At 72.6% G+C, this 19,225-nt stretch carries 21 protein-coding genes; 16 read left to right on the top strand and 5 right to left on the bottom strand.

The genetic code is table 11. The features are described 5' to 3' along the window. Positions 1-60 precede the first annotated feature (60 nt). The 3 genes from K353_RS15710 to K353_RS15700 all read left to right on the top strand — a co-directional run bounded on the left by K353_RS15710 (position 61) and on the right by K353_RS15700 (position 2,414). Complete coding sequence (locus K353_RS15710) at positions 61-243, top strand: DUF6104 family protein (protein ID WP_100836393.1); 183 nt, start codon at positions 61-63, stop codon at positions 241-243. A 264-nt stretch (positions 244-507) separates the two neighbouring features. After that, on the top strand, positions 508-1,401 hold the full coding sequence (locus tag K353_RS15705) for a DUF4097 family beta strand repeat-containing protein (RefSeq protein ID WP_111554210.1): 894 nt from the start codon (positions 508-510) through the stop codon (positions 1,399-1,401). Then, on the top strand, positions 1,401-2,414 hold the full coding sequence (locus tag K353_RS15700) for a PadR family transcriptional regulator (protein WP_111554209.1): 1,014 nt from the start codon (positions 1,401-1,403) through the stop codon (positions 2,412-2,414). Before K353_RS15705 ends, K353_RS15700 begins: the two co-directional genes overlap by 1 nt. A 233-nt stretch (positions 2,415-2,647) precedes the next feature. On the opposite strand, the gene K353_RS15695 is transcribed toward K353_RS15700, so the two are convergent. Both K353_RS15695 and K353_RS15690 read right to left on the bottom strand, forming a co-directional pair. Continuing rightward, a complete protein-coding gene (locus K353_RS15695; protein ID WP_111554208.1) occupies positions 2,648-3,610 on the bottom strand; it encodes a zinc-binding dehydrogenase in 963 nt (320 codons plus the stop codon). A 156-nt stretch (positions 3,611-3,766) separates the two neighbouring features. Continuing rightward, positions 3,767-4,960 carry an NADP-dependent malic enzyme gene (locus K353_RS15690; RefSeq protein WP_111554207.1) on the bottom strand — a complete coding sequence of 398 codons (1,194 nt, stop codon included), beginning with the start codon at positions 4,958-4,960 and terminating at the stop codon, positions 3,767-3,769. A gap of 558 nt (positions 4,961-5,518) precedes the next feature. Here K353_RS15690 and K353_RS15685 point away from each other — a divergent pair. The 5 genes from K353_RS15685 to K353_RS15665 all read left to right on the top strand — a co-directional run bounded on the left by K353_RS15685 (position 5,519) and on the right by K353_RS15665 (position 10,123). Then, positions 5,519-6,484, top strand: coding sequence for an ABC transporter substrate-binding protein (locus K353_RS15685; protein WP_111554206.1), 966 nt, complete (start codon positions 5,519-5,521; stop codon positions 6,482-6,484). 269 nt (positions 6,485-6,753) lie between these two features. Then, positions 6,754-7,656 (top strand): ABC transporter substrate-binding protein, encoded by a 903-nt coding sequence (locus tag K353_RS15680; protein WP_111554205.1) that lies wholly within the window; start codon positions 6,754-6,756, stop codon positions 7,654-7,656. Between the two features lie 79 nt (positions 7,657-7,735). Continuing rightward, on the top strand, positions 7,736-8,632 hold the full coding sequence (locus K353_RS15675; RefSeq protein ID WP_111554204.1) for an amino acid ABC transporter permease: 897 nt from the start codon (positions 7,736-7,738) through the stop codon (positions 8,630-8,632). Continuing rightward, a complete protein-coding gene (locus K353_RS15670; protein ID WP_111554203.1) occupies positions 8,629-9,417 on the top strand; it encodes an amino acid ABC transporter ATP-binding protein in 789 nt (262 codons plus the stop codon). The genes K353_RS15675 and K353_RS15670 overlap by 4 nt, the downstream gene beginning before the upstream one ends. 118 nt (positions 9,418-9,535) lie before the next feature. Further along, positions 9,536-10,123 (top strand): ABATE domain-containing protein, encoded by a 588-nt coding sequence (locus K353_RS15665; RefSeq protein ID WP_111554202.1) that lies wholly within the window; start codon positions 9,536-9,538, stop codon positions 10,121-10,123. 7 nt (positions 10,124-10,130) lie between these two features. On the opposite strand, the gene sodX is transcribed toward K353_RS15665, so the two are convergent. Continuing rightward, positions 10,131-10,565: a nickel-type superoxide dismutase maturation protease gene (sodX, locus tag K353_RS15660; protein ID WP_255410732.1), complete on the bottom strand. Its 435-nt coding sequence runs from the start codon at positions 10,563-10,565 to the stop codon at positions 10,131-10,133. A gap of 104 nt (positions 10,566-10,669) precedes the next feature. On the opposite strand from sodX, the gene sodN reads away from it, so the two are divergent. The 6 genes from sodN to K353_RS15630 all read left to right on the top strand — a co-directional run bounded on the left by sodN (position 10,670) and on the right by K353_RS15630 (position 14,768). Beyond that, positions 10,670-11,065, top strand: coding sequence for a superoxide dismutase, Ni (gene sodN / locus K353_RS15655; RefSeq protein ID WP_030457790.1), 396 nt, complete (start codon positions 10,670-10,672; stop codon positions 11,063-11,065). A 125-nt stretch (positions 11,066-11,190) separates the two neighbouring features. Beyond that, complete coding sequence (locus tag K353_RS15650; RefSeq protein ID WP_100836403.1) at positions 11,191-11,538, top strand: GntR family transcriptional regulator; 348 nt, start codon at positions 11,191-11,193, stop codon at positions 11,536-11,538. Then, the gene (locus K353_RS15645) at positions 11,535-12,530 is read left to right on the top strand and encodes a DUF1648 domain-containing protein (protein WP_233533610.1); all 996 of its coding nucleotides are present in this window, start codon (positions 11,535-11,537) and stop codon (positions 12,528-12,530) included. Before K353_RS15650 ends, K353_RS15645 begins: the two co-directional genes overlap by 4 nt. Positions 12,531-12,652: 122 nt before the next feature. Next, positions 12,653-13,144: a GNAT family N-acetyltransferase gene (locus tag K353_RS15640; RefSeq protein WP_111554201.1), complete on the top strand. Its 492-nt coding sequence runs from the start codon at positions 12,653-12,655 to the stop codon at positions 13,142-13,144. 168 nt (positions 13,145-13,312) lie between these two features. Then, complete coding sequence (locus K353_RS15635; protein WP_100836405.1) at positions 13,313-13,726, top strand: anti-sigma regulatory factor; 414 nt, start codon at positions 13,313-13,315, stop codon at positions 13,724-13,726. Between the two features lie 139 nt (positions 13,727-13,865). Further along, positions 13,866-14,768, top strand: coding sequence for an RNA polymerase sigma factor SigF (locus K353_RS15630; protein WP_233533609.1), 903 nt, complete (start codon positions 13,866-13,868; stop codon positions 14,766-14,768). 143 nt (positions 14,769-14,911) lie between these two features. On the opposite strand, the gene K353_RS15625 is transcribed toward K353_RS15630, so the two are convergent. Continuing rightward, positions 14,912-15,337 (bottom strand): hypothetical protein, encoded by a 426-nt coding sequence (locus K353_RS15625; RefSeq protein WP_111554200.1) that lies wholly within the window; start codon positions 15,335-15,337, stop codon positions 14,912-14,914. A gap of 51 nt (positions 15,338-15,388) precedes the next feature. Between K353_RS15625 and K353_RS15620 the strand changes: the two genes are divergently transcribed. Beyond that, positions 15,389-16,360 carry a diacylglycerol kinase family protein gene (locus K353_RS15620; RefSeq protein WP_111554199.1) on the top strand — a complete coding sequence of 324 codons (972 nt, stop codon included), beginning with the start codon at positions 15,389-15,391 and terminating at the stop codon, positions 16,358-16,360. 344 nt (positions 16,361-16,704) lie between these two features. Continuing rightward, positions 16,705-16,956: a WhiB family transcriptional regulator gene (locus K353_RS15615; RefSeq protein ID WP_014138019.1), complete on the top strand. Its 252-nt coding sequence runs from the start codon at positions 16,705-16,707 to the stop codon at positions 16,954-16,956. Between the two features lie 400 nt (positions 16,957-17,356). On the opposite strand, the gene K353_RS15610 is transcribed toward K353_RS15615, so the two are convergent. Further along, entirely contained in the window at positions 17,357-18,877 is a 1,521-nt protein-coding gene (locus tag K353_RS15610; RefSeq protein ID WP_100836408.1) for a sensor histidine kinase, read from the bottom strand. Positions 18,878-19,225 lie beyond the last annotated feature (348 nt).

The raw sequence follows: 19,225 nt of genomic DNA, 5'->3' as shown, positions 1-19,225 counted from the left end.
GCGCGCCACTATCCTGGGTTCCGACGGACCTGGAACCACCCACCCCCGGAGCGAACCACCGTGTACTTCACCGACCGCGGCATCGAGGAGTTGGAGAGCCGGCGAGGCGAGGAGGAGGTCACCTTCGAGTGGCTGGCCGAGCGCCTGCGGGAGTTCGTGGACCTGAACCCAGACTTCGAGGTGCCGGTGGAGCGGCTGGCCACCTGGCTGGCCCGGCTGGACGACGAGGACGACGAGGAGTGACCGGCTGACGCGACGTCAGCGGCGCGGCCCGGGAGGCGAGTTCGCCTCCCGGGCCGTTCGCGTTCCCGGAGCCGGTCCGGAGCCCGGCCCGGTCCTGCCCCGAGCCGGACCTCGGCCCCGCCCCGGGGTCCGGACTCGGGGTCGGCTCGGGGTGCGCTCCGGGTCGGGGTGGGGGCCGGAGCGCCTTGACTTCCGCGCCACGCGATATATCGTGAATAACAGGACGACGCGATACATCGCGTATGGGAGGACGGGGAGTCGGACATGACGCAGTGGACGGTAGACAGCACTCAGCAGATCGCCTTCGACGAGAGCGTGCACACCCTGCACGTGCGGGTCGTCGACGGCACCGTGAACGTGGTCCCCACCGAGGGGCCCGCCCGGCTGGAGGTGGCCCGGCTGGAGGGTGAGCCGCTCCAGGTCGCCCTGGAGGACGGCGTGCTCACCGTCACCTACAAGGACCTCAGCTGGGGCGAGTTCGGCGAGGCCGTGAAGTCGGTGCAGACGGTCAAGTCCTTCTTCTCCGGCCTGCGTCGCAAGCGCAGCGCCGACCTGACGGTCGCGGTCCCGGCCGCCGCCGTGGTCCGGGTCGGCACCGTCTCCGCCGACGCCACCATCTCCGGCATCGCGGGCGAGGTCGGCGTGCACGGCGCCAGCGGCGCCACCACGCTGGCCGGGCTGACCGGCCTGGTCAGCGCCAATACCATCTCGGGGGACGTGGACGCCGAGGGCCTGTCCGGCCAGCTGAAGGTGAACACGGTCTCCGGCGCGGTCACCCTGGTGGCCGGCTCCGCGACGAAGATCCGCGCCCACTCGGTCTCCGGCGCCGTCACCCTGGACCTGGACGCCGCCACCCCCACCGACATCGGCGTGAACACCGTCTCCGGCGCGGTCGGCGTCCGGCTGCCCGCCCTCGCCGACGCCAAGGTCGAGGCCGGCACCACCAGCGGGACGCTCTCCAGCGCCTTCGCCGAGCTGAGCGTCGGCGGCGGCTGGGGCTCCAAGAAGCTCTCCGGCCAGCTCGGCACCGGCCGCGGCCGCCTCGCGGTGACCACCGTCACCGGCGCGGTCACCGTCCAGCGCCGCCCCGAGTCCGAGGAGGAGCACCCGGCCAAGGAACTGCCGGCGGCCCCGCTCGACCTGACCAAGGAGTCCTGATGACACCGGTGTTCGGCCACGGGCGGCTGCGCCTCTACCTGTTGAAGCTGCTCGACGAGAGCCCCCGGCACGGCTACGAGGTGATCCGCCTGCTGGAGGAGCGCTTCCACGGCCTGTACGCGCCCTCCGCGGGCACCGTCTACCCCCGGCTGGCCAAGCTGGAGGCGGAGGGCCTGGTCAGCCACACCACCGAGGGCGGCCGCAAGGTCTACCGGCTCACCGACCAGGGCCGGGCCGAACTCGCCTCCCGCGCGTCCGAGTTGAGCGACCTGGAGGCCGAGATCCACGACTCGGTCGGCCAGCTCGCCGGAGCCATCCGGCAGGACGTCCGGGACAACGCCAAGGACCTGCGCGCCGAGCTGTGGAACCAGGCCGCCGCCGAGCCCGGTGCCTCCTCGACCGGCACCCCCTGGCGCGACCAGGAGTCCTGGCAGCGGGCCAAGGAGGAGTTCGCCCGGCTCAAGGCCGAGACCAAGGAACAGGCCCGGCGCGCCAAGGAGCAGGAGAAGGCCGCCCGGCAGCAGGCCAAGGCCGCCGAGGCCGAGTCCCGGCGGCTGCGCGAGCAGTCCAGGGCCGCCCGCACCGCCGCCCAGCAGGAGGCGCTGCGGCTCAAGCGCCGGATCGAGGAGCAGGTCCGGGCCGCCCGCACCGCCGCGGGCGGCGACTGGTCGGCCGGCCTGGCCGAGGGCCTGGCCGAACTCACCCGCGGCCTCGGCTCGCTGGCGGACGCCGCGCGCTGGGGCAGCCCCGAGGAGTCGGCCGCCCGGATCGACCTGGACAAGGACGCCCCGGCGGACGCGACCGGCCCGGCCGGCACCGCTGCCGCCGCCGAGCTGCCCGACTGGGCCCGCACCGACCCGGACGGCGACCCGGCCCGCGAGCTGGAGCGCCTGCTCGACCGGTTCCGCGACCACGTCCGGGACACCGCCCGCGACCGGGGCGTCGACACCGCCCGGCTGGCCCGCGCCCAGCAGGCGCTGGCCGCCGCCGCCCGCGCCCTGTACGGGCGCTAGGGCCCGTCTTCACACCCCCGTCTGCCCCACGACGCCCGGCACGCCCTCTCGCCGCACCGGGCGAAAGGCCGAGTACATCCAAGTACGCGACCTTCCACCCGGCACGCCGAGAGCACGCACCAGACGCCGCGGGGCTGCGACGGGGGTATGAAGACGGGCCCCAGGCCCGCACCGGAGACCCGGAGCGCCCCCGAGGACGGGTCGGGGGCGCTCCGCCGCGTCACGTCACCGGGTCAGGGGGTGAGCACCAGCTTGCCGAACACGTCCCCGCGCTCCAGCCGGGCGAACGCCTCCCGGGCCCCGGCCAGCGGCAGCACCGAGTCGATCACCGGCCGCACCCCGGTGTGGGCGCACAGCGCCAGCAGGCCGGCCAGTTCCTCCTTGGTGCCCATGGTCGAGCCGACCACCTTCAGCTCCAGGAAGAAGATCCGGTTCAGTTCGGCGGCCTTCGGGTTCGGGCCGCTGGTCGCCCCGGAGATCACGATGGTGCCGCCCGGGCGCAGCGACTTCACCGAGTGCGACCAGGTCGCCGCGCCGACGGTCTCCATCACCGCGTCCACCCGCTCCGGTAGCCGGGCGCCGCTCTCGAACGCCGCGTCCGCGCCGAGCTCCACCGCCCGGGCCCGCTTGGCCTCGTCCCGTCCGGTGACCCACACCCGCAGCCCGGCCGCCTTGGCCAGCACCACCAGCGCCGTGGACACCCCGCCGCCGGCGCCCTGCACCAGCACCGTGTCGCCGGGCTTCACGCCCGCGTTGGTGAACAGCATCCGGTAGGCGGTCAGCCAGGCGGTCGGCAGGCAGGCCGCCTGCTCGAAGCTCAGTTCCGCCGGCTTGGGCAGCAGGTTCCAGGTCGGTACCGCGACGCGCTGGGCGAAGGTGCCCTGGTAGCGCTCGGTCAGGATCGAGCGCGGCTCGTGCGGGCCCACCCCGTGGCCGCTCTGGCCGACCACCGAGTGGATCACCACCTCGTTGCCGTCCTCGTCGACGCCCGCCGCGTCGCACCCCAGCACCATCGGCAGCCGCTCGGCGGGCAGGCCCACCCCGCGCAGCGACCACAGGTCGTGGTGGTTCAGCGTGGCGGCCCTGACCGTCACCACGCTCCAGCCGGGGCGGGCCTCCGGTTCGGGCACCTCGCCCAGTTCCAGTGCGCTCAGCGGGTCGTCGGGACTGATGCGGGCGGCGTAGGCAGCGAACATGCCCGGACCATAGCCGGGCGGTGCCCCGCGCGTTAACCACGACTCACTGTGAACGTCCCCATATTGCTTTTCCGGGGCGGCCGTTGTCCGCGCACGGCACCGGGGCCCGCCCCCGGACGAGTCCTCGGGCGGGCCCCGGTGCCGTGCGGTCCGACGTCAGCGCCGGGCGAGCCCCTCCGCCCGCGCCGCCTCGGCGACCGCGCGGGTGACCGCGGGGGCGACCCGCTCGTCGAAGGGCGACGGGATGACCTTCTGCGGCGTCAGCTCGTCGGCGACGACGCCCGCCAGGGCCTGCGCCGCGGCGAGCTTCATGCCCTCGGAGATCCGGCTGGCCCGGACCGAGAGCGCGCCGGCGAAGATGCCCGGGAAGGCCAGCACGTTGTTGATCTGGTTCGGGAAGTCGGAGCGCCCGGTGGCGACCACCGCCGCGTACCGGTGGGCCACCTCGGGGTGGATCTCCGGGGTGGGGTTGGCCATCGCGAAGACGAAGCAGCCGGGCGCCATGGTGGCGACGACGTCCTCGGGGACGGTGCCGCCGGAGACGCCGATGAACACGTCCGCGCCCGCCAGCGCGTCGGCCAGGCTGCCCGTGCGGCCGGTGCGGTTGGTGAGCGCCGCGATCTCGGCCTTGACGTCGGTGAGGTCCTCGCGGCCCTGGTGGACCACGCCCCGGCGGTCGCAGACCGCGACGTCACCGATGCCGGCGGCGAGCAGCATCTTGGCGATCGCGATGCCGGCCGCGCCCGCGCCGGAGATGACCGCGCGCAGGTCGCCGACCTGACGGCCGGTCACCTTGGCGGCGTTCCACAGCGCGGCGGTGGTGACGATCGCGGTGCCGTGCTGGTCGTCGTGGAAGACCGGGATGTCCAGCCGCTCCTGGAGCCGCCGCTCGATCTCGAAGCAGCGCGGGGCGGAGATGTCCTCCAGGTTGACGCCGCCGAAGGACGGCGCGAGCCGGACCACGGTCTCGACGATCTCGTCGACGCCGGTGCAGTCCAGCGCGATCGGCACCGCGTCGACGCCACCGAACTGCTTGAACAGGATGGCCTTGCCCTCCATCACGGGCAGTGAGGCCGCCGGGCCGATGTCGCCGAGGCCGAGCACCGCGGTGCCGTCGGTGACGACGGCGACGGTGTTGGACTTCCAGGTGTAGTCGTCGACCAGGGCGGGCTGTTCGGCGATGGCGGTGCAGACCCGGGCCACGCCCGGGGTGTAGGCGAGCGACAGGTCCTCCGCGTCGCGGACCGGGACGGTCGCCCGGATCTCCATCTTGCCGCCGCGGTGGAGCGCGAAGACGGCGTCGACCGGGTCGTCAGTGCTCTGGGTGTCGGTGATGATCTCCGCTGCCACAATGACCTCTTCGTCATATCAGCGAAGGCGCGCGTCCGACGGACTTCGGCCCGGCCGCGCGGCAATGCGCGAATCCGGGTACGCCGCCTGTGGCGTACCCGTGTCCGGGTCGGGGCGCTGCCGTCGGCGGCGCCCTCGGGGTGAGGGTGTTAGGTGTTCTGCGCTTGTGGTCCGGGCCCGGTACCGCACCTGTGCCGGGTCCTTCTTGTCCGCGTGGCCCCCGAAGCGAGGGGTCCGCAGGGCACTCGCAGGAGTGAACGCAGACACGGAGGGGAGCTGGCGCCTTCGGATACGGAGCCGGTGACGGCTTCCGTTCCTGGGCACCCCGGCCCTGTGGCGAACCGGCGGTCTGAGTTCTGCGTCGGGGGTCACCCGATACCAGATTCTGACACACCCGCCACCCGCTCCATCAGGTCGGGATGGCAGTATCCGGTGTTCGACCACCGTTGTCCGGACGTTCCCGCGCACGTCGGGCCGCGTCCTGCCCCGCCGCACCCGGTCGCGCACACCAGCGCGCGGCGGCGGGGGCCCGCTCCCTCTCCCACAGGAGGACCAAGAATGTCGACGGCCACTCGCCCCGTCAGATCCGGCACCGGCGCCGGAAGCCGGACCACCACCGCGCACCGGGCCGGCGCCCTCACCGCCGCCGCGGTGACCGGTTCGCTGCTGCTGACCGGCTGCGGCTCCGGCTCCTCGTCGGGCGCCACCGCCGCGCCGTCCGACCTGCACGGCCGGCTGCCCGCCCCGGTCCGCTCCGCGGGGGTGCTGCGGATCGGCGCGGACCTGACGTACGCGCCGATCGGCTTCAAGGCGGAGGGCGGCAGGCCGGACGGCCTGGACGTGGACCTGGCCCACGCGCTGGGGGACGTGCTGGGCGTGCGGGTGCAGTTCAGCGACGTGCCGTTCGACCGGCTGCGGCTGGGGCTGCAGGCCCACGAGTACGACCTGGTGATGTCGGGCATGACCGACAACACCCAGCGCCGGGACGGCACCGACGACCAGGCCCGCAAGATCAACGACGGCTTGGACTTCGTGGACTACTTCGTCACCGGCACCTCGATCGTGGTGGCCAAGGGCAACCCGCAGAAGGTCTCCTCGCTGGACGACCTGTGCGGGCGGACGGTCGCGCTGCAGCGCGAGACCGTCCAGTCGGTGATGATGGAGCGTCAGGCCGGGGCCTGCGAGAAGACCGGCAGGAAGCTGACGGTGACCGAGACCGAGACGGACGACCAGGCCCTGGCGCTGGTGGCCCAGGGCCGGGCGACCGCGGACCTGGACGACTCCCCGGTGGCGGCGCACGCGGTGAAGAACGGGCGGGCCGGCGCGCAGTTCCAGGTGGCGGGCGAGCAGTTGCAGATGGCGCCGTACGGGATCGCGTTCGCCAAGGAGGACACCGCGCTGCGGGACACCGTGGCGGAGGCGTTGAACCAGCTGATCCGGAACGGGGTGTACGACAAGGTGCTGGCGAAGTGGGGCCTGTCCGAGGGCGCGGTGCAGAGCGCCGTGGTGAACGGCAGCTTCTAGCCGCCGGACCGGCGGCCGGTCACCCGGTGCATAATCATGCATCGGGTGACATGAACGGGAGAAATGTCCGGATACCGGACAGTCGGCAGTCCTGTTATCCGATTTTGATCTGCCACAGGCACTTATTTCCCGCCCACAGTGGCAGGATTCCCCCCACATCGGAACCACCTGTCACCTCGGCGGAGGGTGACGAGCCCAGATCCACGCTGTACCGCGCCGTCCCACCCGCAGCGCGACACCCCGTCCGGTCCCCAAGAGGAGATCCCCCCATGCCCGCTGCCCGTAACCCGCGCCTCCGGCCGCTCACCGCGGCCGCCGTCCTCGCGGCCGGCTCCCTGCTCCTCACCGCGTGCGGGAGCGGCGGAAGCGGTTCCGCCGGCGGCGCCAGCACCTCGGCCCCCCTCTACGGCAAGCTTCCCGCCGAGATCCAGAAGGCCGGTGTCATCAAGGTCGGCTCGGAGGTCGCCTACGCCCCCGTGGAGTACAAGCAGGGCGAGAAGACCGTCGGCATCGACCCCGACCTGGCGGACGCGCTCGGCAAGCAGCTGGGCGTCAAGTTCCAGATCCAGGACGCCGGGTTCGACACCCTGATCACCTCCCTCAGCACCAAGCGGATCGACCTGATCATGTCCGCGATGACGGACAACCAGGAGCGCCAGGGCAAGGGCGTCGAGTTCGTCGACTACTTCCGGGCCGGCACCTCGATCCTGACCCAGAAGGGCAACCCGAAGGGCATCCACTCGCTCGACGACCTGTGCGGCCAGACGGTCGCCCTGCAGAAGGCGACCGTCAACGAGGACGCCGCGAAGGCCCAGTCCGACAAGTGCACCGCGGCGGGCAAGAGCGCGATCACCATCCAGGGGTACGAGCACGACGGCGAGGCCCTGCTCAAGCTGAAGTCCGGTGCCGCCGTCGCCGACCTCAACGACTACCCGGTGGCCGCCTACAACGCGCAGACGTCGGGCGGCGGCAAGGACTTCGAGGTCGTCGGCGAGCAGATCGACCCGGGCCTCTACGGCATAGGCGTGGCCAAGGACAACACCCAGCTCCGCGACGCGGTCAAGGCCGGCCTGGAAGCCCTCGTCGCCAACGGCGAGTACGCCAAGATCCTCGACAAGTACAACGTGAAGCTCGGCGCGGTCAGCTCCGTGACCGTCAACGGCGGCTCCTGACCCGCGCCCGGGTGGGCACCCGACGGTGCCCACCCGGCGGGCCCCCGCAAACCGCCGTCCGCCCGAGAGGCTCTTTCCCATGACGTCTGTCCCAACCGATGCCGACGAGATCCCTGCCGAGCACACGATCAAGGCGATCCCGGTGCGTCACTACGGCCGGTGGGTGTCGGCCGTCGTCGTGCTCCTCCTCCTGGCCGCGCTGGTCGCGGCGTTCGCCGGGGCCGACATCCAGTGGTCCATCACCGGCGACAACCTCTTCACCTCGGCATCGATCTCGGGGGCGTGGCACACCCTGCTGATCAGTGTCTGCGCGATGGCCCTGGGCCTGCTCCTCGGCGTGGTCGCCGCGGTGATGCGGCTGTCGCAGAACCCCGTCACCTCGTCGGTGGCGTGGGGGTACATCTGGCTCTTCCGCGGCACCCCGGTCCTGGTCCAGCTGCTGATCTGGTGGAACCTCGCGCTGGTCTTCCCGACCCTGTTCGGCGTCTCGACGAACACCCTGGTCACGCCCTTCGTCGCCGCGCTCCTCGGCCTCGGCATCAACGAGGGCGCGTACATGGCCGAGATCGTCCGGGCCGGGATCCAGTCCGTGGACGAGGGCCAGGCCGAAGCGGCGCACGCGCTCGGCCTCTCCCGGGCCAAGACCATGCGGCGCGTCATCCTCCCCCAGGCCATGCGCGTCATCGTCCCCCCGACGGGCAACGAGTTCATCAACATGCTGAAGACCTCGTCGCTCGCGTACGTGGTCACCTACGGCGAACTCATGACCAAGGCCAAGGACGTCTACACGAACAACCTCGCGGTCATGGAACTGCTCTTCGTGACCTGCTTCTGGTACCTGGTGCTCACCACGGTCTTCAGCATCGGCCAGTACTACCTGGAGCGCTACTACGCGAAGGGCGCCACCCGGACGCTGCCGCCGACTCCGCTACAGAAGATCAAGACGAACCTGCTCTCCCTTGGGCGTGCGCGATGACCGATTTCCAGAAGCCCGCTTCCGGCCAGGTCCTGGTCAAGGCCGAAGGGGTCCGCAAGTCCTACGGCGCGCTCGAGGTCCTCAAGGGCATCGACCTGGAGGTCCGCACCGGTGAGGTGTTCTGCCTCGTCGGCCCGTCCGGCTCCGGCAAGTCGACGTTCCTCCGGTGCATCAACCACCTGGAGAAGATCAACGCCGGCCGGCTGTCGGTCGACGGCCACCTGGTCGGGTACCGCGAGAAGGGCGGCCGGCTCTACGAGCTGAAGGACAGCGAGGTCGCGCTCCAGCGCCGCGACATCGGCATGGTCTTCCAGCGCTTCAACCTCTTCCCGCACATGACGGTGCTGGAGAACATCATCGAGGCCCCCGTCCAGGTCAAGGGAGCGGGGAAGGCGGCGGCGAAGGAGCAGGCCCGCGAACTGCTGGTGCGGGTCGGACTGGCCGACAAGGCCGACAACTACCCCGCGCAGCTCTCGGGCGGCCAGCAGCAGCGCGTCGCCATCGCCCGCGCCCTCGCGATGGAACCCAAGCTCATGCTCTTCGACGAGCCGACCTCCGCGCTCGACCCGGAGCTGGTGGGCGACGTGCTGGACGTCATGCGGCAGCTCGCGCAGGACGGGATGACCATGATCGTGGTCACGCACGAGATGGCGTTCGCCCGCGAGGTCGGCGACGCCCTGGTCTTCATGGACGGCGGCGTGGTCGTGGAGTCCGGTCACCCCCGCGACGTGCTCACGAACCCGCAGCACGACCGCACGAAGGCGTTCCTGTCGAGGGTCCTCTGAGACACGGCGGACACGGCGAGGTCCCGCTCCGCGGTGTCGGAGCGGGACCTCGCCGCGTCCGGAGGTGTAATACCCTGAAGGCAGCATGCCCGTTACACCTGCCTCGGAAGGATCCCCCGTGGAGCTCGCCTCCTACGCCGACTTCGCCGTCCGGCTGGTCAACAGCGAGGAACCCGGCCGCGGCACCGACGACCTCACCTCGGTGGACGCCGTCCGGGCCCTGTTCGGCGCGCCGACCCGGGCCGCCGCCCTGGCCGACGAGTCCGACCTGCCCCGGCTGCGCGCCGTGCGCACCCGGCTGCGCGGGGTGTTCGAGGCCGCCGCCGACGGCGAGGACGTCCGGGCGGTCGACCTGCTGAACAGCCTGATGGTGGAGTACCCCGTCAGCCCGCTGGTCTCCGGCCACGACGACCTGGACGACACCGGCCGCCCCCACTGGCACCTGCACCTGGCCGACAACGCGCCCACCGCCGCCGCCAACTACGCCGCCGTCGCCTGCATGGGCCTGGCCATCCACCTCACCGGCCTGGGCGTCGACCGGCTCGGCATCTGCCAGGCCGCGCCCTGCCGCAACGCCTACCTGGACACCTCGACCAACCGCTCCCGCCGCTACTGCTCCGACCGGTGCGCCACCCGGGCCAACGTGGCCGCCTACCGGGCCCGCAAGCGGCAGGAGGCCCAGCGCGCCCCGGCCGCCCAGGGCTGAGCCGCCGTCAGAGCCGGTCCTCGAACGGGACGCCGACCCCCAGCCGCTCCCCCAGCCGCTCGGCCAGCCGCGGCACCCGCCCGCGCAGCACCCGCCCGCGCAGCGCCCGCTCCAGCCGCCGCCCCGGCGCCAGCCAGGCCGGCCGGGGGGCCAGCCGCAGCAGCACCCGGCCGAGCACCAACTCGTCCGGCACCGCGCCGTACTCCCGGCTGTCGGTGCGCACCAGCGGGTTGTCGGAGAGCATCCACCACCCGCCCGGACGGCGCTCCGCCGCCCGCTTGACCACCAGCAGGTCGTGCCGGAGCGGGTGCCGGAACAGCGCGACCGCCCCGGGCCGCAGCGGCGCGCCGTAGCGCACCAGCACCCGGTCGCCGTCGGAGAGCAGCCGGCGCATCGACGGGCCGGCGATGTCGGCGAGGCCGAACGGTGTCCCATATCGCACGATTCGAACTCCTTCTTTTGCCCTAGGCCCCCGGGGCGACCGCGATTTCGGCCTGCCGTGAGGGTAATGTCGGGCGCGGGAAGACGATCTAAGGAAGGACCCCCATGTTCTCTCGTCTGTTTGCTCCGCGAGTCACCGCCCACGCCCACTGCGACCTGCCGTGCGGCGTGTACGACCCGGCCCAGGCCCGCATCGAGGCCGAGTCGGTGAAGGCCACTCAGGAGAAGTACCAGGCCAACGAGGACGCCGAGTTCCGGGCTCGCGCCATCGTCATCAAGGAGGAGCGCGCCGAGCTGGTCAAGCACCACCTCTCGGTGCTGCACACCGACTACTTCAAGGCCCCGCACTTCGAGGCCTACCCGGGCCTGCACGACCTGTTCAACCGCGCCGGCAAGGCCGCCTCGGCCGCCAAGGCGTCCACCGACCCGGCCACCGGCCAGGCCCTGCTGGACCTGATCGCCGAGATCGACGCGATCTTCTGGGAGACCAAGAAGGCCTGACCCCGGGTCAGCCCTCGCCGGCACCCGGCCGCCCCACCAGGGGCGGCCGGGTGCTTCGCGTTTCCGGGACCGGGCGGGCTCCGGCAGCCCCGATTCGAGCCAATGGTGCTATCTTCATTAGCACCATGCTGCTGAGACTGGACACCAAGGACACCCGGCCCCTGCACGAGCAGGTCGCCGCCGCCGTCCGCCGTGCCGTGGCCGAGGGCGAGTGCCGCCCGGGCGACCGGCTGCCCTCCGCGCGCGACCTCGCGCAGGCGCTCGACCTGAACGTCAACACCGTGCTGCGCGCCCTGCGCGACCTGCGCGACGACGGCCTGCTGGAGTTCCGCCGGGGCCGGGGCGTGACGGTCGCGAGCGGCGCGGAGCAGCGCTCCGGGCTGCTGGAGCAGGCCCGCGCGCTGGTAGCGGAGGCAGCCCGGGCCGGGTACAGCAGGGCCGAACTCGTCGAGATGATCAGGGGGATACCGTGAGCGGGCAGCGGAGCGCACACCGGGACGGCCTGCGGTGGCCGGCGGTCTGGACGGCGGGCACCGCGGTGCTGACCGCCGTCCTCCCGCTCGGCGCGGCCGGGCGGCTGCCGGAGCGGATGGCCACCCACTGGAGCAGCAGCACCGCGGACGGCTCGATGCCGTTCTGGGCGGCCTGCCTGGTCCCGGCGCTGATCTGGGCGGTGCTGGGCGCGCTGGGCCTGCTGGGCCTGTCCCTGCTGGAGCGGCACCGGGGCGACCCGCTCGCCCGGCGCTGGCTGCTGGTCTGCCTGACGGCGGGCGGCACGCTGTTCCCGGGCGTGCAGGCCACCCTGGTCCGGGCCAACCTCGACCGCGCCGACTGGCACGGGGCCGGGCTGCCGCCCGGCTGGTTCCTCGGCACCCTGGCGGCGGCGCTGCTGGCCGGCGCGGCGGCGTGGTCGGCGGGCCGGCGGCTGCCCGCCCGGCGGGTGCCCCCGGCCCCGGCCGGCCCGGTGCTCGAACTCCCGGACGGCGAACGCCTGGTGTGGCTCTCCCGGGCCGCCAACCCGTGGCTGCGGGCGCTGGCCGCGCTCTGCGGCCCGGCCGCGGCGGCGGTCCTGCTGGGCGCCGGGACCGGCCTGCTCGCGGCGCGACCGGGGTGGACGGCGTTCGGGGTGCTCGCCCTGATCGCGCTGACCGCCGGGGCCTGCTCCTCGGTGCGGGTCCGGGTCTCGGCGGCCGGCCTGGAGGTGGCACTGGGCCCCCTCGGCCTGCCCGCCCGGCGCTGGTCGCTGGCCGAGCTGGAGTCGGCCCGGGTCGAGCGCCGGGGCGCGGCGCAGGTCGGTGGCTGGGGCTACCGGCTGAGCGGCCGCGGCACCACGGTGATGCTGCGGGCCGGCGAGTGCCTGGTGGTCCGGGTCCGGACCACCGGCCACGACTTCGCGGTCAGCGTCGACGACGCCGAGCGCGGCGCCGCCCTGCTGAACGCGCTGCGCGCCCGGCGGTCCGTCTGAGCCCCCGCCCCGCGCCCCGTCCCGCCGGTGCGGCGGCGCCGCCCGGGAGCCGTTTCCGGCGGTGCCGTCCAGGGCATAAAGCCCTTTCCGGATGGAGGGGTGAGATGAGTACGCTCGACCGTATGATCCGCACCGCGACCCCCGCCGACATCCCCTTCGTCCACGCCATGATCCGCGAGCTCGCCGAGTACGAGCGGGCGCTGCCCGAGGCGAAGGCCACCGAGGAGCAGCTGCACGACGCGCTGTTCGGCGAGCACCCGGCGGTGTTCGGCCTGATCGCCGAGTCCGACGACCCGGAGGACGCGGGCGAGCCGGTCGGTTTCGCGCTCTGGTTCCGCAACTTCTCGACCTGGCGCGGCACCCACGGCATCTACCTGGAAGACCTCTACGTCCGCCCGCACAAGCGCGGCGGCGGCCACGGCAGGGCGCTGCTGACCGAGCTGGCCCGGATCTGCGTGGAGCGCGGCTACCAGCGCCTGGAGTGGTCGGTGCTGGACTGGAACGAGCCCTCGATCGGTTTCTACAAGTCGCTCGGCGCGGTGCCGATGGACGAGTGGACGGTCTTCCGGCTCACCGACGGCGCGCTCGCCGCGCTCGGCTCCGGTCCGCGCTGAGCGCGGGCCCGTTCGAACCGTGGTCCCCCGTTCCCGTGACGGTGCGGCGAGATCACGACAGACCGCCCCCGGGCGCGGTAACGTCTCGGGGCACAAGGCAGTTGAACCGAGCCAGTGGTGTTGGCAGCTCCCCGGCCGCAAGCACCGTGCGTCACCCAGGAGGTGAGGGTGTCCCAGATCGACGGCGAGCCCGGAGTGAAGGACTTCGTTGAGGTCCGGCTGCCCGCGGCGGGCGCCTACCTCTCGGTGCTGCGGACGGCGACGGCCGGCCTCGCGGCACGGCTGGACTTCACCCTGGACGAGATCGAGGATCTCCGGATCGCGGTGGACGAGGCCTGCGCCATCCTGCTCCAACAGGCCGTCCCCGGCTCGATCCTGAGCTGCGAGTTCCGCCTGGTGGGAGACGCGCTGCGGGTCACCGTGTCCGCCCCGACCACCGACGGCCGGGCCCCGGAGCGGGACACCTTCGCCTGGACGGTGCTCTCCGCGCTGGCCGGCGAGGTCGACTCGACGGTCGGCTCGGACAACACGGTCTCCATCAGCCTGCACAAGAAGCGCGGCGGGTCGCCGGGCCAGCCGTAGGTAGTGACGTGTTCTCGGAACGGAACGGGTGATCGCCGTGAGTGATCTGGACCGCACAGTTGCCGTCGTACCGCCGCAGGCGAGCGTCGCCCGCACCGCCACCCCTGACGAAGAAGCCCTCCCGAAGGACTCCCACCGGATGAGCCAGCCGACCGATCCGAAGCCCGAGCGGCCCGAGGTGGTGCCCGAGGCGGTGCCCGCGGTCGAGCCCGCGGCGGGCGGTGGTCCGGCGGCGGCCGCCGAGGCCGTCCGCTCGACCGTCCCGGCGCAGGGGCACCGCAGCGGCGCCCCGGACCGCGAGGCGGCCCGGGCGCTGTTCGTCCGGCTGTCCGAGCTGCCGGAGGGGTCGCCGGAGCGGGTGGAGATCCGCAACCAGCTGGTCCGGATGCACATCCCGCTGGTGGAGCACCTGGCCCGCCGCTTCCGCAACCGAGGCGAGCCGCTGGACGACCTGACCCAGGTCGCCACCATCGGCCTGATCAAGTCGGTGGACCGGTTCGACCACGAGCGCGGGGTGGAGTTCTCCACGTACGCGACGCCCACCATCGTCGGCGAGATCAAGCGGCACTTCCGCGACAAGGGCTGGGCGGTGCGGGTGCCGCGCCGCCTTCAGGAGCTGCGGCTGTCGCTGACCACGGCGACCAGCGAGCTGTCCCAGCGGCACGGCCGGTCGCCGACGGTGCACGAGCTGGCCGAGCACCTGGGCATCTCCGAGGAGGACGTGCTGGAGGGCCTGGAGTCCGCCAACGCGTACTCCACGCTCTCGCTGGACGTGCCGGACAGCGACGACGAGTCGCCGGCCGTCGCGGACACCCTGGGGGCCACCGACGAGGCGCTGGAGGGCGTCGAGTACCGCGAGTCGCTGAAGCCGCTGCTGGCCCAACTCCCGCCCCGGGAGCAGAAGATCCTGGTGCTGCGGTTCTTCCGGAACATGACCCAGTCGCAGATCGCGGCCGAGGTCGGCATCTCCCAGATGCACGTCTCCCGGCTGCTGGCCCGCACCCTGGCGCAGCTGCGCGAGAAGCTGCTGGTCGAGGAGTAGCGGAGCAGGCGAGGAACGGACGGACGCGCGGGCGCACCGCCGCGCGCCCGCCCGGGCCTCCGCACGCCCCCGTACGACGCCGCAGGGCCCGCCCCCACCCGGGGACGGGCCCTGCCGGTCGTGACGGGGCCGGGGCGGGGCGGCTAGCCCTCGTCGGGGGTGCCGTAGAGCACGGCGGTGACCCGGGGGTTGAGCAGGGCGACGATGCCGGCCAGCCCGACCAGGGCGACCGCGGCGCCGACGGCGGCCATCGCACCGCCGGACTGCCACATGTAGTACGCGACCGGCAGGCAGATGGAGTTGGTGAGCACCGCGGGGCTGCGGCCCCAGCGCCGCCCGCGCAGCAGCGCGCGGGCGGCCAGCAGCGGCAGCAGGCCCATCAGCAGCAGGACGGCGCCGCCCAGCTCGGCGCGGCCGAAGTCGGCGTCCGCGCCGGTGAAGCCGGACAGCAGGTTGTAGACGCCCCAGCCGGCCATGGCCGCGCCCTCCAGCGCGGTGGTCACCGCGCCGACGAGCAGCGGGATGGGCCGGGCGGCGGGGGTGGTGGCGGGGGCGGGTTCAGCGGTCACCGGGCCAGGGTAACGGTCGTCCCGGGTCGGGCGGGTCGTAGGCTGATCACCATGCGCGCTCTCCTGGTCGTGAACCCGAAGGCGACCACCACCAGTGGCCGGACCAGGGACGTGCTGATCCACGCCCTGCGCAGCGACCTGAAGCTGGACGTCGCCCAGACCCAGTACCGCGGCCACGCCCGGGACCTGGCCCGGCGGGCGGTCGAGGACGGCGCGGTGGACCTGGTGGTGGCCCTGGGCGGCGACGGCACGGTCAACGAGGTGGTGAACGGCCTGCTGGCGCACGGCCCGGGCGAGCGGGTGCCGCGGCTGGCGGTGGTGCCGGGCGGTTCGACCAACGTGTTCGCCCGCGCGCTGGGCCTGCCGAACGATCCGGTGGAGGCGACCGGCGCGCTGCTGGACGCGCTGGCGGAGCGCCGGGAGCGGGCGATCGGCCTGGGCAAGGCGCTGACCGACGGCGTGCCGGACCGCTGGTTCACCTTCACCGCGGGGTTCGGCTTCGACGCGGGCGTGGTCGGCCGGGTGGAGCGCCAGCGCCGGGCGGGGCGCAGGTCCACGCACGCGCTCTACGTGGTCGAGGCGCTCCGGCACTACGTCACCGAGCGTGAACACCGGCGTTCCGGGCCGATCTCCCTGGAGATCAACGGCCAGGAGCCGGTGCCGGGCATGGTGATGGCCATAGTCTCGAACACTTCACCGTGGACCTTTCTGGGTTCCCGCCCCGTCTTCCCGTCTCCCTCGGCTTCATTCGAAACCGACCTGGACATCTTCGGCATCACTCGAATGACGGCGTTCCGGACCGCTCGGACGGTCCGTCAGATCCTCCGTCCGCTGCCCTCGGCGGAGGGCGGTGAACGCCCGGCAGGTCCCTCCGGGAAGCACCTCGTCTCCTATCACGACGTCCGGCACTTCACCTTGGTTTCAGAGGAACCGGCCCCGTTTCAGGTCGACGGGGACCACCTTGGAGACAGGAGTCGCGTCAGTTTCACAGGCGTACGGCGGGCACTGCGTGTGATTGTGTGACCAGAAGGGGGTCATCGCCTTGCTCTCGAACGTTCGAGCCCCTTCACCCCATAGAAGTACTGCCTGTGAGGTAGGCGACACCGAAGAATCAAAAATTTCTTGCCGAAGGGGGTTGTATCCGGCTTCGAGGTTTGCGAACCTCTACATGGCGATCGGGACACACCGCAGCGGGACACCGCGGGAGAGCCCCTCTGAATCGCCGAACCCCCCTCAGCACAGACCGCCCGGGCCCGATGGGCCTTAGGTCCCTTTTGCTGTTGCGGGATTCGTGAAAGCGTTCACATTCACAAGCCATTCGAGTGAGTCGCGGGCCACGGCCCGTCGACCGGAGGAGTTGGACGACCATGGACTGGCGCCACCGCGCTGTCTGCCGCGAAGAGGACCCGGAGCTGTTCTTCCCGATCGGGAACACCGGCCCTGCTCTGCTGCAGATCGAGGAAGCCAAGGCCGTGTGCCGCCGCTGTCCCGTGATGGAGCAGTGCCTGCAGTGGGCGCTCGAAACCGGCCAGGACGCCGGCGTCTGGGGCGGCATGAGCGAGGACGAGCGTCGCGCGATGAAGCGCCGCGCCGCCCGCAACCGCGCCCGCACCGCCTGATACACCCGACCACCCGCCGACTGACGCACCGTCAGGAGCAGTCGGCAGCAGTACGGATCAACCCACGATCAAGGGTTCGGCCGCGATTGGCCGGCCGAGCCTTCCCGAACGGGCCCGCTCGATCCGCGGGGCCGACGACGCGAGCCGCCCGGGCACTTGATACTGTTCACGGAGAGCAATATCGTTGGCCTGTGGCGCTCACCGTGTGCAACGCACGGGGCGGGCGTCGCGCCACCACCAGAAGCCCCCGTTCCGGCCGACTCCCCCCGACGGCCGGACCGGGTCGAGAGGCCCTGCCGACCCACCCCCCCCCGGTCGGCAGGGCCTCGTTTCTGTCTCCGCCCCCGGCAGGCTCCGGCAGGCTCCGGCAGGCTCCGGCAGGGAACGCCCCGCCCCCCTGTCAGGGGACGGGGATCTCCAGCACCACCTTGGTGCCGCCGTCCGGCGCGGCCACCATGTCGAAGCTGCCGCCGAGTTCGCCGGTGGCCAGGGTGCGGACGATCTGCAGGCCGAGGTTGCCGGCCTGCTGCGGGTCGAAGCCCTCGGGCATGCCGCGGCCGTCGTCCTGCACGGTGATCAGCAGGTACTCCTCGGGCTTCACGCCGTTGTTCCAGGTGTCCGACCAGCCCTTGCCGCCGGCCGGGGCGCGGCCGCGCAGCGCGCTGACCTCCAGGTTGCCGGAGGCGCTGGGGCCGAAGGCGTGCTCCAGGGCGTTCTGGGTCAGTTCGGTGAGGATCATCGCCAGCGGGGTGGCGACCTCGGCGGACAGGATGCCGAAGGAGCCGCTGCGGCGGGCCACCACCCGGCCGTCCTGGGAGAGTTCCATCACCATCGCCAGCACCCGGTCGGCGATCTCGTCGAACGCCACCGACTCGTCCAGCGCCTGCGAGAGCGTCTCGTGCACGATGGCGATCGAGCCGACCCGGCGGACCGCCTCGTCGAGGGCGGCCCGGCCGGCCGCCGAGTCCATCCGGCGGGACTGCAGCCGCAGTAGCGCGGCGACGGTCTGCAGGTTGTTCTTCACCCGGTGGTGGATCTCCCGGATGGTGGCGTCCTTGGTCATCAACTCGCGGTCGCGGCGGCGAAGTTCGGTGACGTCCCGGCAGAGCACCAGGGAGCCGGTGGGGGTGCCCTTCGGCTTGAGCGGGATGGTGCGCAGCGTCACCACGCCGCCCTGGGCCTCGATCTCGGTCTGCCGGGGGGCCCAGCCGCTGGCCATCTTCACCAGCGCCTCGTGCACCGCGCCGCGGCTGGGCGGCACCAGTTCGGCGGTGCTGCGGCCCAGGTGGCTGCCGACCAGGTCGGTGGTCAGCCCGAGCCGGTGGTAGGCGGAGAGCGCGTTGGGGCTGGCGTAGGTGACCACGCCCTCCACGTCGAGCCGGATCAGCCCGTCGCCGACCCGGGGCGCGGCGTCCATGTCGGCCTGTTCGACGCCCGGGTAGGGGAAGGTGCCGGCCGCGATCATCTGGGCCAGGTCGGAGGCGCTCTGCAGGTAGGTGAGCTCCAGCCGGCTGGGGGTGCGGACGGTCAGCAGGTTGGTGTTGCGGGCGATCACGCCGAGCACCTTGCCGTCCCGTCGCACCGGGATGGACTCCACCCGCACCGGCACCTCCTCCCGCCACTCCGGGTCGCCCTCGCGGACGATCCGCCCCTCGTCGTAGGCGGCGTCCAGCAGCGGGCGGCGGCCGCGCGGCACCAGGTGGCCGACCATGTCGTCCTGGTACGAGGTGGGGCCGGTGTTGGGCCGCATCTGGGCCACCGAGACGTAGCGGATGCCGTCCCAGGTGGGGATCCACAGCACCAGGTCGGCGAAGGAGAGGTCGGAGAGCAGCTGCCACTCCGAGACCAGGAGGTGCAGCCACTCCACGTCGGCACCGGTGAGGGTGGTGTGGCGGCGGACGAGTTCGTTCAGCGAGGGCACACCGTGAGCGTATCGCCGACCGCCCCGCCGCACGTTGTCCAGACCAATTGCGGGGACCCCCTGGACAACCACAATTGGTCTAGTCCACAATGAACACGCACCAAGGAGAGGCCCTCCGCGCAACTGCCCTGACCGCGCGAGGCCCCTCCTCGGTCGGAGGCGTCGTTCGAGGGTCCCGCACAACTCTCGGACGGTCCCCGCCTCCGGCATACAGCTCCGGGCTGCGGTGCCGCACAGGTTGAGGGTCCTGTGTCGGCGCCGTGGCCCGTAGTGTTTCCCGGCCCCGGACGAGCCCCGCTCCCCGGCCCCGGACACGGCGAAGCCGCCCCCGCAGCACCACGCGGGGGC

The sequence above is a fragment of the Kitasatospora sp. SolWspMP-SS2h genome, from assembly GCF_003259315.1.
Classification (GTDB): domain Bacteria; phylum Actinomycetota; class Actinomycetes; order Streptomycetales; family Streptomycetaceae; genus Kitasatospora; species Kitasatospora fiedleri.
This window is presented reverse-complemented; position numbering and strand designations above follow the sequence as displayed.